This is a genomic window from Stenotrophomonas sp. AGC87 (genome assembly GCF_057333975.1).
In genome coordinates this window covers 1-716 of record NZ_JBHFHW010000019.1, presented here as the reverse complement: position 1 = coordinate 716, position 716 = coordinate 1, and the positions used below count along the sequence as shown (strand labels likewise).

The 716-nt window shown below is 57.5% G+C and carries 3 tRNA genes; all 3 read left to right on the top strand.

Annotation, left to right across the window (positions count from 1 at the left end):
* Positions 1-97 precede the first annotated feature (97 nt).
* The 3 genes from ACE026_RS07575 to ACE026_RS07565 all read left to right on the top strand — a co-directional run bounded on the left by ACE026_RS07575 (position 98) and on the right by ACE026_RS07565 (position 599).
* A tRNA-Glu gene (locus ACE026_RS07575) sits at positions 98-173 on the top strand.
* Positions 174-396: 223 nt separating this feature from the next.
* Positions 397-472 (top strand) — tRNA-Ala (locus tag ACE026_RS07570).
* A gap of 51 nt (positions 473-523) precedes the next feature.
* Positions 524-599 (top strand) — tRNA-Glu (locus ACE026_RS07565).
* Positions 600-716 lie beyond the last annotated feature (117 nt).

Below are 716 nucleotides of genomic sequence, written 5' to 3'. Positions count from 1 at the left end.
TGGCATGCAGGAGGTCGGCGGTTCGATCCCGCCTGGCTCCACCAATCCGATCATTAGGCCGATCAGATTGCAGTGACAAAATTTGAAGTTTTCGTGCGTCCCCATCGTCTAGAGGCCTAGGACATCACCCTTTCACGGTGGCGACCGGGGTTCGAATCCCCGTGGGGACGCCAGTTACAAACAAACAGCCCTGACTTCGGTCGGGGCTGTTTGTTTGTTACGCATCGTTCAACGGTTGGCATTGGCCGCCTGTTTATCGCGTGCGTGTTGATGCACTCGCTCAGGCAAAGGTCAGCCGCTGCAGATGGATGCCTGCGTGCATTCTTTCTTCGGTATTTCAGAAAAAAGACTTGGCGAATGCTTCACGGCCGCGTAGAATTCCGCCTCCAGCATCGTGGGGCCATAGCTCAGCTGGGAGAGCGCCTGCATGGCATGCAGGAGGTCGGCGGTTCGATCCCGCCTGGCTCCACCACTCCGGACCTTAGGCCGTTCGGGTGTGCTGAACAATTTGATGAGTTTATGCGTCCCCATCGTCTAGAGGCCTAGGACATCACCCTTTCACGGTGGCGACCGGGGTTCGAATCCCCGTGGGGACGCCACTCATCAGAAGAACACCGAGGCCCGGCATGCCGGGTCTTTTTGTTCACCGCCTACTGCGGTTGCGATGCGGATGCCCGAAAGGCTTCCACAAACGTGAACAGGCAGATATACTAGGC